The following is a 14,339-nucleotide window of genomic DNA, read 5'->3' as shown; positions in this document are numbered from 1 at the left end:
TAACCCAGGAGTGACCTTCGGTCAACGACAGGTGACGTAAAGGTGAATTGCGGGGGTGCCTGATCGTCGTCTGAGCGAGAACGTACGATCGGTGACCGTGCAAGGTTCGGAGAACTCTTCCCGTCGCGGCCGTCGCTCCCCCACCATGGGCGACATGCCACTGAACGACATGCCGTGGTGGCGCTGGCGCAGCAATGTGCGCTCCGCGCTGCACATGCTTTCCGATCCGGTGTTCCAGCGAGAGGTCTGGCTGGCCGGTGTCGACGGGTACGGGGACGTCACCGACGCCGTGTACCGCCTGGTCGAGGACACCTGGCTGGACAACTGGTCCGCCGAGAAATACGTGGGCACGATCTTCCGGGACTCGCAGGAGGCGGCGCTGGTCGACACCGCCGTGCTGCGCGTGCTGCGGATCATGCACCAGGTCGGGCCGGACGCCCAGGTCGCCGCCTACGTCGACCACGAGGCGTGGCCGGAGGCGGTGCGGGCGGCCCGGGACGCGCACGTACGGATGGCGATGGCCGACACGGACGATCCGGACTCGCCACCGCGCACGCTCGAAGTGCTGCGGATCATGACGCGGTCCGCGTAGCGGACGTCCGTCCGTCCGGCTTGCTCGATATGGGACCCTGTCCTGCATGAACGAGCAGTCCGACCGAGCCGCGGTCCCCTCCGACCAGTACGTCCTCACCCTGTTCTGCCCCGACAAGCAGGGCATCGTGCACGCCGTGTCGAGCTACCTCTTCATGACCGGATGCAACATCGAGGACAGCCAGCAGTTCGGCGACCACGACACGGGACTGTTCTTCATGCGGGTCCACTTCTCGGCGGAGGCGCCGGTGACCGTGGACAAGCTGCGGGCGAGCTTCGCCGCGATCGGTGACTCCTTCCAGATGGACTGGCAGATCAACCGGGCCGACGAGAAGATGCGCGTCATCCTGATGGTCAGCAAGTTCGGCCACTGTCTGAACGACCTGCTGTTCCGGGCCCGGATCGGGGCGCTGCCGGTGGAGATCGCCGCGGTGGTGTCCAACCACACCGACTTCGCCGAGCTGGTGGGCTCGTACGACATTCCCTTCCACCACATCGCGGTGACGAAGGACAACAAGCCGCAGGCCGAGGCGCGGGTGCTGGACCTGGTGCGCGAGGAGAACGTCGAGCTGGTGGTGCTGGCCCGCTATATGCAGGTGCTGTCCGACGACTTCTGCAAGGCGCTCAGCGGCCGCATCATCAACATCCACCACTCCTTCCTGCCGAGCTTCAAGGGCGCGAAGCCGTATCACCAGGCGCATGCGCGGGGTGTGAAGCTGATCGGCGCGACGGCGCACTATGTCACCGCCGACCTTGATGAGGGGCCGATCATCGAGCAGGAGGTCGAGCGGGTGGGGCATGACGTCACGCCGGATCAGCTGGTGGCGGTCGGGCGGGACGTGGAGTGCCAGGCGCTGGCGCGGGCCGTGAAGTGGCACGCTGAGCGCCGGATTCTGCTCAATGGGCGGCGGACGGTTGTGTTCGCCTAGTAGCGAGGGGGGTTCTGTTTCGGGGGCGGCTGCGGGTAGTCGTGGGCTGGTCGCGCAGTTCCCCGCGCCCCTTGACTACGTGCACCGGACGCCCCTTTAGGGGCGCGGGGAACTGCGCGAGCAACCCCCACGCACCCGCAGCCGCCCTCGAAACCGCAACCCACCCCTACATGCGGCTCATGCTCGCCGTCGCGAACAGTACGTCTCTGATGGCCTCACGGTCACCGACCTGACCCGCCGCCGCCTCCGCCGGAGGCACATGGCCCGCCGCCAACCGGCAGAACTCCACGCCGTCCAGCGCGACATGGGCGACCTCGTGCTCGGCCGAGCCCACCGCCACGGGGGAGTCCAGGGGGATCAGCCACTCGCCGCCGCCCAGGCCCTCGATCTCCAGGCGCAGGCTGCGGCCGGGCTCGCCCACCGGGACCAGGTGCCTGGGGCGGCCGGCACGGCGGCGTGCGGCCAGAACCTGCGGGAGCATGCGCGCCGCGAGGTCGATCATGTGGTGCAGATGGCGCGGGGCCGGCGGTTCGTACGGGTAGTCGACCGCCTCGGCGATGTCCTCCGCGTGGACCCAGCACTCGAAGGCCCGGTCCAGCATCGCGTCCCGCAGCGGCAGCTCGAAGGCGCCGTAGGGCACCGGCAGCGAGCCGGAGCTGCTCCCGGTGAAGGACACCGTCCGTACGAGATCATGGCTCTGCTCCCGCCAGGGTCCCCGCACAGAGCGGTTGGGCGGGAAGTGCGACGCCGCCCAGTACGCCTCCGTGCGCCCCGCAGGGGTCGGCGAGGCGGCCGGGGTGTCGCCCAGCGGGTCGTCCAGGCCGAGGGCCAGCGCCACGATCCCGTCGACCGTCAGCAGATGCGCGATGACCCCGGCGACGGTCGTACGCCGGCTCGTCACCTCGTCGGCCTCGAACCACCGCAGCCGCACGGGCGCGTGCCACTCGGCGTCCCCTATGTCCTGGAGCAGGGCGTCCAGGCGCGCGGTCTCGGCGTCGTACGGACCGGCCCACTCGGGCACCGGGATGCGCGGTGGCCGCCGGTCGAAGGAGACCCCCAGGACGCGGGTGCGCAGGCCCGGATCGAGGTCGAGGCTCTCGGCGGGATGCAGCAGCCCGACGGCGCCCCGCAGCCGCAGTGCCTCGTCGGCGCAGGAGCCGCAGTCGCCGAGGTGCTCCTCGACGGCGGCCGTCTCCTCCGGTGAGCAGGCGGCCAGCGCCCATGCCCCGAGCAGAGCTTTGAGGACATGGTGCTCAAGTGCCGGCGGGGCGGGCCGAGGTGCCAGGTCGCCCAGTTCCGCCAGGGAGGGCAGCGGCTGCCCGCCGTCCTCGACGGAGGAGCGTGGCAGGGGTATGCGGGGCGGGTGGCCGGGGTTCTGCCCGCCGCCGTTGTCGGGGCCGTGGGGTCCGTCCGAGCCGCCCGGGCCTCCGGGCTCGCTCACGCCCGGCCGGCCCTCGGCGCCCGGGATGCCGTGCCCCGCGCCGTCGTCGGCCCGGTCCGCCTCGCCGGGGCCGTCCTGGCCGCCGTATCCCTCGTGTTCGTCGAACGACTCGAACCGCTCCGACCCGCTCACACCGCACCTCCGTATCCCGGCGGTGCCCCGGGGGCGCCGGCGTCATGGGCGGTGGAGAGCAGTTGCAGGCCGAGGCGGAGGCGGCGGCGGGCCTCGTCCTCGGTGACGCCGAGGTCGGCGGCGGTCTGGCGGTAGTCGCGGCGCTGGAAATAGGCCAGCTCCAGGGCGGCGCGCAGCGGGACGGGCATGGCCTGGACGATGTAGTCGGCGCGGGCGGCGACCGAGGCGTGGCGGACCTTGCGCTCCAGGTCCTCGGTGGAGCCGCCGCGGTGGGCGAGGGCGGCGGTCTCGGTGGCACGCAGCCGCTGCACGGCCAGGCGGTGGGTCAGAGTGGCGACCCAGGAGCGCAGGGGGCCCTGCCTGGGGTCGTACGCCTCCGGATGCTGCCAGACATGGGCGAAGACCTCCCTGGTGATGCCGTCGGCCGCGCGCTCGTCTCCGACCACGCGGTGGGCAAGACCGTGCACGAGCGAAGCGAACCGGTCGTACAGCTCACCGAGGGCGGCCGCCTCGCCGCGTGCGAGCCGCTGCTGCATCTTGCGGTCCCAGCGGGGCGGTGCGTCCTTCTTCGCCATACGGCCCCCTCACCCTGCTCGTCTCCGGTCCGGCCCGCGTCCGCCGTCATCTCGAATGTAGTCGGCACCTCCGACAGCGCACGCCCCTTTGTGGCAATGGGCGCCCCCTGGAGAGCGGCAGGTGGTAGTGGACCTTCCAGGCACGGATCCGCCCCCGTCGTCACCCTGTCCCACCACGCGCCTACCCACTGTGTGCGCGATCAGACTCGATCGAACAGGATCGAATACGACGGAAACAAGCCTCTTCTGATTGTTTTCCGTTTCCTGTACCTGGTTTCGGGGAACGGCCGCTGGGCAGCCGCGCTGCAAGGAAGCGAAGGTAAGGCTTCCGTTTCCGGCGAGCGAGGGGTTTGGTGGTGGCGTTCTACGTGACCGGCGACGAGCACGGCGAATGGGCCGTGCTCCAAGTGTCGGGCGAGCTGGATCTGGTGACGTCGCCGGTGCTGCGTCAGCGGGTGCACGACGTGGTGGCCGAGGGGCGCCACAGTCTCGTCCTCGACCTCTCCGAGGTCCTGTTCTGCGATTCCAGCGGCGTCGGCGTCCTCATCGCGTCCCGCCGTCTCATCCGCTCCTGCCAGGGCAGTCTGCGCTTGATACTGCCCGCTCAGGGGGCGGTGGACGGCTCCCACGTCAACAGGGTGCTCGGCGCCCTCGGCGTACGGCGCCTGTTCGAGGTGTACCCGGATCTGGACGCGGCGGTCGACGACGGGACCGAACCGCTCTCGGCGTGACCCGCCGCTGCTGAAGCCCTGCGCTCGGTGCACGGCGCGCGTCGCTCTGCCACACCGTTGTCGCAAAATTAGCCCGGTCTTGGCACAAGCGACGTTTTCGGCTCCAGGACCGTCCCGGGCGTCGTACGCTCCGTGCCAGAAGCACCCCACGTGACGTAAGGCGGCACGAAGAGACATGGTCAGCAGCGAGTACGAGCGCAGGATCGCCGCCCGGTTCGCCACCTTCGATCAGGACGGCAACGGCTACATCGACCGCGAGGACTTCAGCGCGGCGGCCAAGAGGCTGCTCGCGGAGTTCGACATGGCGGCCCGCTCCGACAAGGGGCAGGCCCTGTACATCGGCGCCGAGGCGTTCTGGCAGGGCATGGCCGGCATCGCGGACCGGGACGGCGACCAGCGCATCACCCGGGACGAGTTCGTGGGCGGCGCGGTCAAGCGCCTGCGCGACAACCCGGACCGGTTCGCCGAGATCGCCCGCCCCTTCCTGCACGCCGTCCTGGCGATCGCCGACCCGGACGGCGACGGATCGGCCACCGTCGCCGACACCGCGCGCGTGCTCACCGCCCTCGGTGTGAGTCACGAGATCGCCACGACGGCCGCCGCCACGCTCGACACGGACGGCGACGGCAAGATCGGCGAGGCGGAGATCGTCTCCTCCTTCGCCCGCTACTTCACCGTGCCCGAGTAGCTATTTCCCGGAGCCCGAATAGCGCTCGCGAAGCTTGTACTTGAGCACCTTCCGCAGGCTCTCGTTGCGCGGAAGGGCGTCCACCACCTCCAGCCGCTCCGGCAGCTTGTGGACCGACAGCCCTTCCGCGCGCAGGTACGACGTCACCGCCTCCAGGGTCAACCTCTGAGCCCCTGAGGGCTGCTCGATCACCGCGCACACCCGCTCCCCGCGCTCGGCGTCCGGCAGCCCGATCACGGCCACGTCCCCGACGGCCGGGTGCTGGTGCAGCAGGTCCTCGATCTCCTTCGCCGAGATGTTCTCGCCCTTGCGGATGATCACGTCCTTCAGCCGTCCGGTCAGCACCAGATGCCCGCTGTCGGTCAGCCGCCCGAGGTCACCGGTCCGCAGAAACCCCTCCGCATCGAACGCCTCCGCCGTCTGCGCCGGATCCAGGTACCCCCGGCACACCGCCTCCCCGCGCAGCCGCACCTCCCCGTCCACGATCCGTATCTCCATCCCCTCCGGCGGCCGCCCCTCGGTCGTCGCCAGGTTCTCGACCGTGTCGTCCGGCGCCCCCATCGTGATCATCGGCACCTCGGTCATGCCGTACCCGTGGGTGAGCTGCACGTCCATCTCACGGACGACGGCGTGATAGACCTCCGGCGACTTCGGCGCCCCGCCGCCCGCGAGGAGCCGCAGGCTGGGGATGAGCTTCTCCTGGGGCCGCTTGCGCTGCTCGGTGAGGAACATCGAGTAGAAGGCCGTGGACCCGCCCGCCATCGTCACCCCGTGCTTGCGGTACCCCTCCAGCGCGTCCGGCAGCGCGAACTGCTCGAACAGCACCGCCGGGAAGCCGTACAGCAGCAGCATCACCATGTAGTCGGGGCCGCCGATATGGGCGTACGGGAAGGCGATCGAGCCCACGTCGGCGGACGTGGGGCGCAGCGCGTGGGCGAGGCAGGAGCCGCCCGCGAGCAGTGAACGGTCCGTGTGCAGCACGCCCTTGGGGTCGGAGGTGGTGCCGGAGGTCCAGTAGATCCAGCGGACGTCCGTGCCGTCGGCGGGCGGCGCGGGCAGTACGGAGGGATCGCCGTCGGGCAGGATCTCGTACGCCTCGAAGATCCCCTTCGCGCCGAGCCGCCGCGCCATCGCCGCGTGGTCGAAGCCGCGCCACTCGCCGGGCACGGCGAAGTACTCGGCCTTGGACTCCCGCACCGCGAAGCCCACTTCGCGGTCCCGGTAGAACGGGATGACCGGCGACTGTACGGCGCCCAGGCGGGCCAGCGCGAAGGACAGCAGGGCGGATTCGATGCGCGTGGGCAGCTGCCAGGCGACGATCGTGCCGGGACGCACGCCCATGCCGTACAGGCCTGCCGCCACGCGTTCTGCGCGGTCGTGGAGTTCGCCGAAGGTGAGGGTGCGGTCGTCCTGGAGGAGGACGGGGTGGTCGGGGGTCAGTCCGGCGCGGCGTGCGACCAGTTCCCAGAGTGTGCGCGAGGAACCCAGGGCGTGTGCGGTGTCGTTCACGACGGCCCCCTTTGGCTGACGGTGTGTCAGATCGTGCGGAGAGCGTAGGGCTCGGCGCCTTGTCGGTCCAGGGGTGCGGGGCTAGCCTGCTGATGAATCTGACGGACCGTCAGGCAGGTGATGGATGGACCTCACGTACACGCCCGAAGAGGAGGAGTTCCGGGCGCGGTTGAGGCAGTGGCTGGGCAAGGCCCTCCCCACTCTGCCGCCGAAGCCGTCCCCGGACGACTGGCCCGCACGCAGGGCGTACGACCTCGGCTGGCAGCGCACGCTGTACGACGCCGGGTACGCCCACGTGCACTGGGACGCCTCCCCGACACTGCGGCTGATCTTCCTGGAGGAGACCGAGAAGGCGGGCGCGCCCTACGTGGGGGCGAACTTCGTCGGACTGCTGCACGCCGGGCCGACGATCGCCGCCGAGGGTACTGGGGAGCAGCGGGCGCGCTGGCTGCCGCCGATCCTTCGGGGCGAGGAGGTCTGGTGCCAGGGCTTCAGTGAACCGGACGCCGGATCGGACCTGGCGGCGCTGCGCACGCACGCGCGTAGGGACGGCGACGACTACGTGGTGAGCGGGTCCAAAATCTGGACCTCCCATGCCGAAGTGGCCGACTGGTGCGAACTGTTGGTCCGCACCGACTCCTCGGCGCCCAAGCACCGCGGCATCACCTGGCTCGCCATGCCCATGGACGCCCCGGGCATCACCGTACGTCCGCTGCGCACGCTCGCCGGGTCCGCCGAGTTCGCCGAGGTGTTCCTGGACGAGGTCCGGATCCCGGCCGCCAACCGGGTCGGCGACGAGAACGACGGCTGGCGGGTGACGATGGTGACGCTGTCCTTCGAGCGCGGCACGGCCTTCGTCGGCGAGGTCGTCGCCTGCCGCCGCGTCCTCGGCGAACTCGCCGCCGAGGCGCGGAAGAACGGCCGCTGGGACGATCCTGTGCTGCGGCGCGGACTGGGCCGGCTGAACGCGGAGTTCCGGGCGCTGTGGCGGCTGACGCAGTGGAATGTCAGCGAGGCGGAGAGCGGGGTCCCCGGAGTCGGGGGTTCGGTTTTCAAACTGAGGTATTCGCAGGCGAGGCAGGAGCTGTACGACGCCGCTGCCGACGTCCTGGGCGCGGATGCCCTCGACCTGGACCGGCCGTGGACGGTGGACCGGCTGTCGTCCCTCTCCTACACGATCGCCGCCGGCACCTCGCAGATCCAGCAGAACATCGTGGCCGAGCGGATCCTCGGGCTGCCGAAGGGGCGGTGACTACGGGTATGAAATTCCAACTCACCGAGGATCAGCGGGCATTGCGAGTCGGCGTACGACAGCTGCTGACACGGCGCTTCGAAGGTGAGGCGCTGCGGGCGGCCGTGGCGGCGCCGGGCCTTGACCGAGGGCTGTGGCGGGAGCTCGGCGTGGCCGGCTTCTTCGGGCTGCGGCTGCCGGAGGCGGACGGCGGCGTCGGACTCGGGCTGCCCGAAGCGGTGTTGGCCTTCGAGGAGACGGGCCGGGCGCTGCTGCCGGGGCCCCTGGTGGCCACGCATCTGGCCGCGGGGAAGGTGGCGGGCGCCGCGGCCGGGGAGGCGGTGGTCGCGGCCGTGGACGGGGGCGGGCTCGTGGAGTGGCTGGCCGAGGCGGATGTCGTACGAGGGGACGCCGCCGGGGCCGTACCGCTGCGGTCGGTGGATCCGCTGACCCCGCTGCACCGGGTGCGCGACAGCGGGGCCGCCGTGGACCCCGTCGCCGTTCTCCTGACCGCCGCCGAACAGCTCGGGACCGCCGGGCGGGTGTGCGAGCTGGCCGTGCAACACGCCCGGACCCGTGAGCAGTTCGGGCAGCCGATCGGGGCCTTCCAGGCGATCAAGCATCTGTGCGCCGGGATGCTGGTGCGGGCGGAGGTGGCCCGGGCGGCGGTATATGCCGCCGCAGTCACCGCCGACCGGGCGGACATCGCGGCGGCCCGGCTGCTCGCCGACGAGGCCGCGGTGCGCGGCGCCCGCGACTGCCTCCAGGTGCACGGCGGTATGGGCTTCACCTGGGAGTCCGAGGTGCATCTGCATCTGAAGCGGGCGTGGGTGCGGGCTCAACGTGGCGGCGGAGTCACGGAGAGTGAGGAGTTGCTTGCGGCCGATCTGGTGGCCTGAGAGGCGACGAGGGCGTTGGGCTGCGGTATCGCGAACGCGGGCGGCGCGGATGTCGCGGATTGTGGCATACCGGAATTACGGAGCGTTGATATCGGGTTGTGTCCTAAGGGTGACTCGTCACGGCCTGGAGTCGGTGCCCTGCTCCGGTACCTTGTGTCAGATGCGAGTGGTTCCGAGCATGAGCCATGCCGGTGTTGCCCTTGAGGCGGCCCCGGATCCGGCGGTGCGCGCCTGTTCGACTCGCCGCAGTGAGCGTCGCACAGTATGCCGCACGAGTACTCCTTCGCGCTGGAATATGCCCGAAGCGCTTGTTGGGGTGACTGTACGTCAACCATGCTGTCTCGTAAGGGATTCACGTTCTGTGAGCCCGGCTCTGGCCATTGTTCTGGTCATGCAAGAAATGGCTACGATTGTGGCGCTCGTGTGGCGCGAGGTCATGTGTCCGCCGGTTCGGATGGTGTGAGCGGTGCAGGTGCTTCAAGTGCAGTTGGAGATCCGGCCCGACCCCGCAGAGGTGGGGCGCGCCCGGCGGTGGGCCCGTTCGCGGCTCGCCGGGTCCGGGATAGGGGCCGATGAGCCGCTCGCCGAGACGCTGATCCTGCTCGTCTCCGAACTGGTCACCAACGCCGTGGTGCACACCGGCTGTCCGGCCGTGCTCCGGCTGTCGCTGCCCGCGGCGTCGGCGGAGTCGGAGGCTCCGGTCCGCCTGGAGGTGGCCGACACCAGCGACCGCGCTCCCGTCCCCCGGTGTGTGGACGGCGACCAGACGGGCGGCCGCGGCCTCGCCCTCGTCGACGGTCTCGCCGACCGCTGGGGCTGGAGTCCCGAGGGTGCGGGCAAACGCATCTGGTGCGAACTGGACCGCTGCGCACAGCCGCCGGAGGCGGCGACGGCGTTCGGCGGCGGGGCGTCGGCGTACGAAGGGTATGAGGGGCTGGCGTACGAGGCTGTGTAGCCGTGCCTACGAGGCTGTGTAGCCGTGAGCTGTCCGGCCGGGGTATGCGCCCGGAAATGCTTCTGTGCGCGGCCGCCTAAAACAGGACGTAAGTGATTAATCTCCGTTCGGGTGTTGACTCGGCGTGACCGTTTGATCACTCTGGTGGTCAGCGATTCGCCGTGAGGGGACGACGAGGGTTTCGGTGACGGGAGCCCTCGGCGAGTGTGGGTCGTGATTCGGCGTCGGTTCCTTCAGGGCCACAGGGGATGGGCCAGGGCGGGTGCGCCGAAGCCGGATGGTGGCGCGCGACACCGTGCTCGGGGCGGGCGCGGCGCGCCGCCAGCCGGCCTCGCCCGGGGCGGCGGGAGCGTGGCCGACGACTAGAGAACGGCCACCGGGGCCACCGGAGTTCCCGTGGCGCCGACGAACGGCTCGGGCATCGCCGACAGCAGGAAGTCACACCGCCCGACTTCTCCACAGGCTGTGGACAACTTTTCGAGATTCCAGTTCTGGCCCTGCAACATCCCCATCTCCACGAGATCGAGCGCGTGTACGGGCAGCCACAAATCCTCGATCTCAGGCGGAAATATCTCAAACGTCAGGGTGTCGTTCGCGACGGCGGCGACATCGCGCGCGTGGAACCACTCAGGGGTGCGGATCGACAGCCCGGGTGACGGATAGCTGTACGCGTGCTTGTCCCCGGCGAGATACACCTGCACCTGCCCGGTCCGTACGAGCACGATGTCACCGGCACGCACGCGCGTGCCCGCGAGTTCCTCGGCGGCATCCAGATCTTCCGGCGTGACGGCGTACCCCCCGTCGAGACGGTCCACGCCGTGTGCCCTCGCCACATCGAGCAGCACCCCCCGCGAGACGATGTGCCGCGCCTTGTCGATGCCGCTGAACTCGGCGCCGCCGTGCGGGGTGATGGAGCCGGCGGGGCGGCCGTTGTAGAGCCGGCCCGAGTGCGAGACGTGGGTGAGCGCGTCCCAATGGGTGCCGGCCTGCAACCCCATGGTCACCGCGTCGTCGCTGCACGCGACCGTTCCCGGGCCGAAGATCTCCTGGTTGATCTGCACCATGGCGTGCAGCGGATTGACCCGCCCCGGCATCATCCCGGTCTGGACGCCGTCCTGCCTCAGGGGGAGGGCGAGCGGAACCCGCCGCCCGCTCCGGACGCCCGCGGCGGCCTCGCGTACGACCTCGTCGGTGATGAGGTTGAGCGTCCCGATCTCGTCGTCGGCCCCCCAACGGCCCCAGTTGTTGACGCGCTTGGCGATGTCATGAAACTCGGCCGGTAGTGACATACGAGCCTCCCCGGGGCTTGTCTCCAGGCATCCGACAGGCCATAAAATCTAACGGTCCGTCAGAAACCGCGGGAAGGGGCCGGGCGTGGGGAACTTCTTGGCAGGCAAGGTCGTCGCCGTGACCGGCGCCGGACGGGGCATCGGCCGGGCGGTCGCGCTCGCGGCCGCTGCCGAGGGCGCACGGGTCGTCGTCAACGACTACGGCGTCGCGATCGACGGTGCCTCCCCGACCAGTGAGGTCGCCGAGGCCGTGGTCAAGGAGATCGAGACGGCGGGCGGCGAGGCGGTCGCCGTGGCCGACGACGTCGCCACGATGGCGGGCGGGCAGCGCGTGGTCGACGTGGCGCTGGAGTCGTACGGCCGCCTCGACGGTGTGGTGTGCGTGGCCGGGATCCTGCGCGAGCGGATGCTGTTCAACATGACCGAGGAGGAGTGGGACCCGGTCGTGGCCACGCATCTGAAGGGCACGTTCACGGTGTTCCGGGCGGCGTCGGCGGTGATGCGGAAGCAGCGGGCCGGGACGCTGATCGGCTTCACCAGCGGCAATCATCAGGGGTCTGTCTCCCAGGCGAACTACAGCGCCGCGAAGGGCGGGATCATCTCGCTGGTGCGGAGCGCTGCGCTGGGCCTGCACAAGTACGGGGTGAGCGCCAATGCGGTGGCGCCGGTTGCTCGTACGCGGATGTCGGCGAACGTTCCCATGGAGCTGGCGGAGATCGGGGAGCCGGAGGATGTGGCGGCGCTCGTGGTCTACCTGTTGTCGGAGAGCGCTCAGGAGGTCACCGGGCAGGTGTACACGATCGCCGGGCCGAAGATCGCGGTGTGGGCGCAGCCGCGGGAGCTGCGTGCCGCTTATGCCGAGGGGTCTTGGACGCCGGAGCGGATTGCGGAGTTTCTGCCGGGGTCGGTGGGGGTGGATCCGATGCCGATGCTTTCGCAGGTGGCGGGGATGGAGCGGGCCGCGGTGTCGGGGTCGCGGCCCAACGCCCAATAGCTCGGGGGGTTCTGCTGTCGGGCGGCCGCGGGTGCGTCGTGGTTGCTCGCGCAGTTCCCCGCGCCCCTGAAGGGGCGTTGACCTTGGCCGGTGACTATGAGGGAGGCCCCTATGGACTTCGGATTCGCGTCGGAGGATGAGGCGTTTCGTGCGGAAGCGCGGGCGTGGCTCGAGGAACACGCGGGGGGCGGGCAGGATCGGCGTAGTTGGGAACGGGCCCTCGGTGGGGGCGGGTGGATCGGGCTCTCCTGGGGCGAGCAGGGCTACGGCAACCGCTCCGCCACTCTCACCCAACAGGTCGCCTGGGCAGAGGAGTACGCGCGCTCCGCCGCGCCCCCGCGCTCGGGGCACATCGGTGAGAATCTCCTCGCCCCCACACTGATAGCCCACGGGTCGGCCGAGCAGAAGGCTCGGTTCCTGCCGCCGATCGCCGCGGGTGACGAACTCTGGTGCCAGGGCTACAGCGAACCCGGCGCCGGTTCCGACCTGGCCGGTATCCGTACGACGGCGACACGCGAGCCGCAGGGGCCGTACCGCATCACCGGGCAGAAGATCTGGACGTCACTCGCGCATGAGGCGGACTGGTGCTTCGTGCTGGCGCGTACGGATCCGGACTCCCGCCGCCACCGAGGGCTGAGCTTCCTCCTTGTCCCGATGGATCAGCCGGACCACATAGACGTCCGCCCCATACGCCAGATGACCGGCACGAGCGACTTCAACGAGGTGTTCTTCGACGGTGCGCACGCGCGCGTGGAGCACGTTGTCGGTGGTGAGGGGAACGGCTGGCGGGTGGCGATGGGCCTTCTCGGCTTCGAGCGCGGTGTCTCCACGCTTGCCCAGCAGATCGGCTTCGCACGGGAGTTGGAGCGGATCGTGCGGACGGCCGTGGGGACGGGGGCAGTGGCCGATCCGGTCGTACGGGACCGGATCGTGCGGCAGTGGGCCGAGTTGCGCACGATGCGCTGGAACGCTCTGCGCACGCTGGGCAGTTCCGGCGACGCGGGCGCGCCCAGCGTGGCCAAGCTGCTGTGGGCCGGCTGGCACCAGCGGCTCGGCGAGCTGGCGATGCAGGTGCGGGGCGCGTCGGCGAGCGTGGGTCCGGAGGACTGGACGCCCTCGTCGCCGTATGAACTGGACCCGCTCCAGCACCTGTTCCTGTTCTCCCGGGCCGACACCGTCTACGGCGGCTCGGACCAGGTGCAGCGCACGATCATCGCCGAGCGGGTGCTCGGTCTGCCCAGGGAACCCAAGGGGGTTGTGTGATGCGCGGCGTGGTGTTCGACGGGAAGCGGGTCGAGGTCGTCGACGACCTGGAGGTACGGGATCCGGGAGCCGGTGAGGTGCAGGTGGCCATCTCGGCGGCCGGGCTGTGCCACAGCGATCTGTCGGTGGTGGACGGGACCATACCTTTCCCGGTTCCCGTGGTGCTGGGCCATGAGGGTGCGGGCGTCGTGGAGGCGGTGGGTGTGGGCGTCACCCATGTCGCACCCGGTGATCATGTGGCGCTGTCCACGCTGGCGAACTGCGGGACATGCGCGGAGTGCGACCGGGGGCGGCCCACGATGTGCCGACGGGCGATCGGGCGGCCGGGGCAGCCCTTCACCCGGGACGGCCGGCCGCTGTACCAGTTCGCCGCCAACTCGGCCTTCGCGGAACGGACCGTGGTGAAGGCGGTCCAGGCGGTCCGCATCCCCAAGGACATCCCGCTGCCGTCGGCCGCGCTGATCGGCTGCGGCGTACTGACCGGAGTCGGTGCCGTGCTCAACCGGGCGAAGGTGGACCGTGGGGACAGCGTCCTCGTGATCGGCACCGGTGGCATCGGCCTCAACGTCATCCAGGGGGCCCGAATCGCGGGTGCGCTGCGGATCGTCGCCGTCGACGCCAACCCGGCGAAGGAGAAGGTGGCCCGCAGCTTCGGCGCGACCGACTTCCTGACCTCGACGGAAAGGGTACGGGACATCCTCCCCACGGGCGCCGACCACGCCTTCGAATGCGTCGGCCGGGTGGAGCTGATCCGCCAGGCCGTCGATCTGCTCGACCGGCACGGCCAGGCCGTCCTGCTCGGCGTCCCCCCGGCCACCGCCGAGGCGTCCTTCCTCGTCTCCTCCATGTACCTGGACAAGTCCATCCTCGGCTGCCGCTACGGCTCCTCCCGCCCGCAGCGCGACATCGCCCTGTACGCCGGTCTGTACCGCGAAGGACGGCTGCTGCTCGACGAGTTGGTGACGCAGACGTATCCGGTCGAGGAGTTCGAGAGGGCGGCGGCGGATGCGGAGGCGGGGAAGGTGGCCCGTGGGGTGATCACCTTCTGAGGTGCTCGGTCCTTCGAGGTGCCAAGTCCCGTCCGAAGTCCTCCGGCGGAGTTTTCCACAGGC

The 14,339-nt window shown here is 70.3% G+C and carries 14 protein-coding genes; 10 read left to right on the top strand and 4 right to left on the bottom strand.

The features are described 5' to 3' along the window. Window positions 1-91 precede the first annotated feature (91 nt). On the top strand, window positions 92-592 hold the full coding sequence (locus KCH87_RS27365) for a sugar ABC transporter substrate-binding protein (protein WP_210588925.1): 501 nt from the start codon (window positions 92-94) through the stop codon (window positions 590-592). A gap of 46 nt (window positions 593-638) precedes the next feature. Then, a complete protein-coding gene (purU, locus tag KCH87_RS27360; protein ID WP_210588924.1) occupies window positions 639-1,520 on the top strand; it encodes a formyltetrahydrofolate deformylase in 882 nt (293 codons plus the stop codon). Window positions 1,521-1,686: 166 nt separating this feature from the next. On the opposite strand, the gene KCH87_RS27355 is transcribed toward purU, so the two are convergent. Both KCH87_RS27355 and KCH87_RS27350 read right to left on the bottom strand, forming a co-directional pair. Further along, window positions 1,687-3,093 (bottom strand): zf-HC2 domain-containing protein, encoded by a 1,407-nt coding sequence (locus tag KCH87_RS27355; protein ID WP_374199040.1) that lies wholly within the window; start codon window positions 3,091-3,093, stop codon window positions 1,687-1,689. Beyond that, the gene (locus KCH87_RS27350) at window positions 3,090-3,668 is read right to left on the bottom strand and encodes a sigma-70 family RNA polymerase sigma factor (RefSeq protein WP_210588923.1); all 579 of its coding nucleotides are present in this window, start codon (window positions 3,666-3,668) and stop codon (window positions 3,090-3,092) included. Before KCH87_RS27350 ends, KCH87_RS27355 begins: the two co-directional genes overlap by 4 nt. Window positions 3,669-4,018: 350 nt before the next feature. Between KCH87_RS27350 and KCH87_RS27345 the strand changes: the two genes are divergently transcribed. Next, complete coding sequence (locus tag KCH87_RS27345) at window positions 4,019-4,399, top strand: STAS domain-containing protein (protein WP_210588922.1); 381 nt, start codon at window positions 4,019-4,021, stop codon at window positions 4,397-4,399. 175 nt (window positions 4,400-4,574) lie between these two features. After that, window positions 4,575-5,087 carry an EF-hand domain-containing protein gene (locus KCH87_RS27340; RefSeq protein WP_210588921.1) on the top strand — a complete coding sequence of 171 codons (513 nt, stop codon included), beginning with the start codon at window positions 4,575-4,577 and terminating at the stop codon, window positions 5,085-5,087. Here the strand turns inward: KCH87_RS27340 and KCH87_RS27335 are convergent, their stop codons facing one another. After that, a complete protein-coding gene (locus KCH87_RS27335; protein WP_210588920.1) occupies window positions 5,088-6,596 on the bottom strand; it encodes a class I adenylate-forming enzyme family protein in 1,509 nt (502 codons plus the stop codon). It abuts the gene before it with no gap. A 124-nt stretch (window positions 6,597-6,720) separates the two neighbouring features. Between KCH87_RS27335 and KCH87_RS27330 the strand changes: the two genes are divergently transcribed. From KCH87_RS27330 to KCH87_RS27320, 3 genes are all read left to right on the top strand, one after another. Continuing rightward, window positions 6,721-7,848: an acyl-CoA dehydrogenase family protein gene (locus KCH87_RS27330; protein ID WP_210588919.1), complete on the top strand. Its 1,128-nt coding sequence runs from the start codon at window positions 6,721-6,723 to the stop codon at window positions 7,846-7,848. 8 nt (window positions 7,849-7,856) lie between these two features. Then, on the top strand, window positions 7,857-8,726 hold the full coding sequence (locus KCH87_RS27325; RefSeq protein ID WP_210588918.1) for an acyl-CoA dehydrogenase family protein: 870 nt from the start codon (window positions 7,857-7,859) through the stop codon (window positions 8,724-8,726). A gap of 481 nt (window positions 8,727-9,207) precedes the next feature. Continuing rightward, window positions 9,208-9,681, top strand: coding sequence for an ATP-binding protein (locus KCH87_RS27320; protein WP_210589027.1), 474 nt, complete (start codon window positions 9,208-9,210; stop codon window positions 9,679-9,681). Window positions 9,682-10,043: 362 nt separating this feature from the next. Here the strand turns inward: KCH87_RS27320 and KCH87_RS27315 are convergent, their stop codons facing one another. Then, on the bottom strand, window positions 10,044-10,970 hold the full coding sequence (locus KCH87_RS27315; protein WP_210588917.1) for a cyclase family protein: 927 nt from the start codon (window positions 10,968-10,970) through the stop codon (window positions 10,044-10,046). An 85-nt stretch (window positions 10,971-11,055) separates the two neighbouring features. Between KCH87_RS27315 and KCH87_RS27310 the strand changes: the two genes are divergently transcribed. The 3 genes from KCH87_RS27310 (at window position 11,056) to KCH87_RS27300 (ending at window position 14,276) form a co-directional block, all read left to right on the top strand. Next, complete coding sequence (locus KCH87_RS27310; protein WP_210588916.1) at window positions 11,056-11,964, top strand: SDR family oxidoreductase; 909 nt, start codon at window positions 11,056-11,058, stop codon at window positions 11,962-11,964. A 111-nt stretch (window positions 11,965-12,075) separates the two neighbouring features. Then, window positions 12,076-13,227: an acyl-CoA dehydrogenase family protein gene (locus tag KCH87_RS27305; protein WP_210588915.1), complete on the top strand. Its 1,152-nt coding sequence runs from the start codon at window positions 12,076-12,078 to the stop codon at window positions 13,225-13,227. Then, window positions 13,227-14,276: a Zn-dependent alcohol dehydrogenase gene (locus tag KCH87_RS27300; RefSeq protein WP_210588914.1), complete on the top strand. Its 1,050-nt coding sequence runs from the start codon at window positions 13,227-13,229 to the stop codon at window positions 14,274-14,276. The genes KCH87_RS27305 and KCH87_RS27300 overlap by 1 nt, the downstream gene beginning before the upstream one ends. The last annotated feature ends 63 nt before the right edge of the window (window positions 14,277-14,339 follow it).

The organism is Streptomyces sp. GESEQ-35 (assembly GCF_017948485.1).
Classification (GTDB): Bacteria; Actinomycetota; Actinomycetes; order Streptomycetales; family Streptomycetaceae; genus Streptomyces.
Note: the sequence above shows the minus strand (reverse complement) of the source record. Positions and strands in the feature narration are given on the sequence as shown.

Coding starts and splice junctions, on each gene's coding strand:
- KCH87_RS27330 (WP_210588919.1), top strand. CDS start 6,721: ATGGACCTCACGTACACGCCCGAAGAGGAGGAGTTCCGGGCGCGGTTG.
- KCH87_RS27315 (WP_210588917.1), bottom strand. CDS start 10,970: ATGTCACTACCGGCCGAGTTTCATGACATCGCCAAGCGCGTCAACAAC.
- KCH87_RS27325 (WP_210588918.1), top strand. CDS start 7,857: ATGAAATTCCAACTCACCGAGGATCAGCGGGCATTGCGAGTCGGCGTA.
- KCH87_RS27350 (WP_210588923.1), bottom strand. CDS start 3,668: ATGGCGAAGAAGGACGCACCGCCCCGCTGGGACCGCAAGATGCAGCAG.
- KCH87_RS27340 (WP_210588921.1), top strand. CDS start 4,575: ATGGTCAGCAGCGAGTACGAGCGCAGGATCGCCGCCCGGTTCGCCACC.
- KCH87_RS27300 (WP_210588914.1), top strand. CDS start 13,227: ATGCGCGGCGTGGTGTTCGACGGGAAGCGGGTCGAGGTCGTCGACGAC.
- purU (WP_210588924.1), top strand. CDS start 639: ATGAACGAGCAGTCCGACCGAGCCGCGGTCCCCTCCGACCAGTACGTC.
- KCH87_RS27305 (WP_210588915.1), top strand. CDS start 12,076: ATGGACTTCGGATTCGCGTCGGAGGATGAGGCGTTTCGTGCGGAAGCG.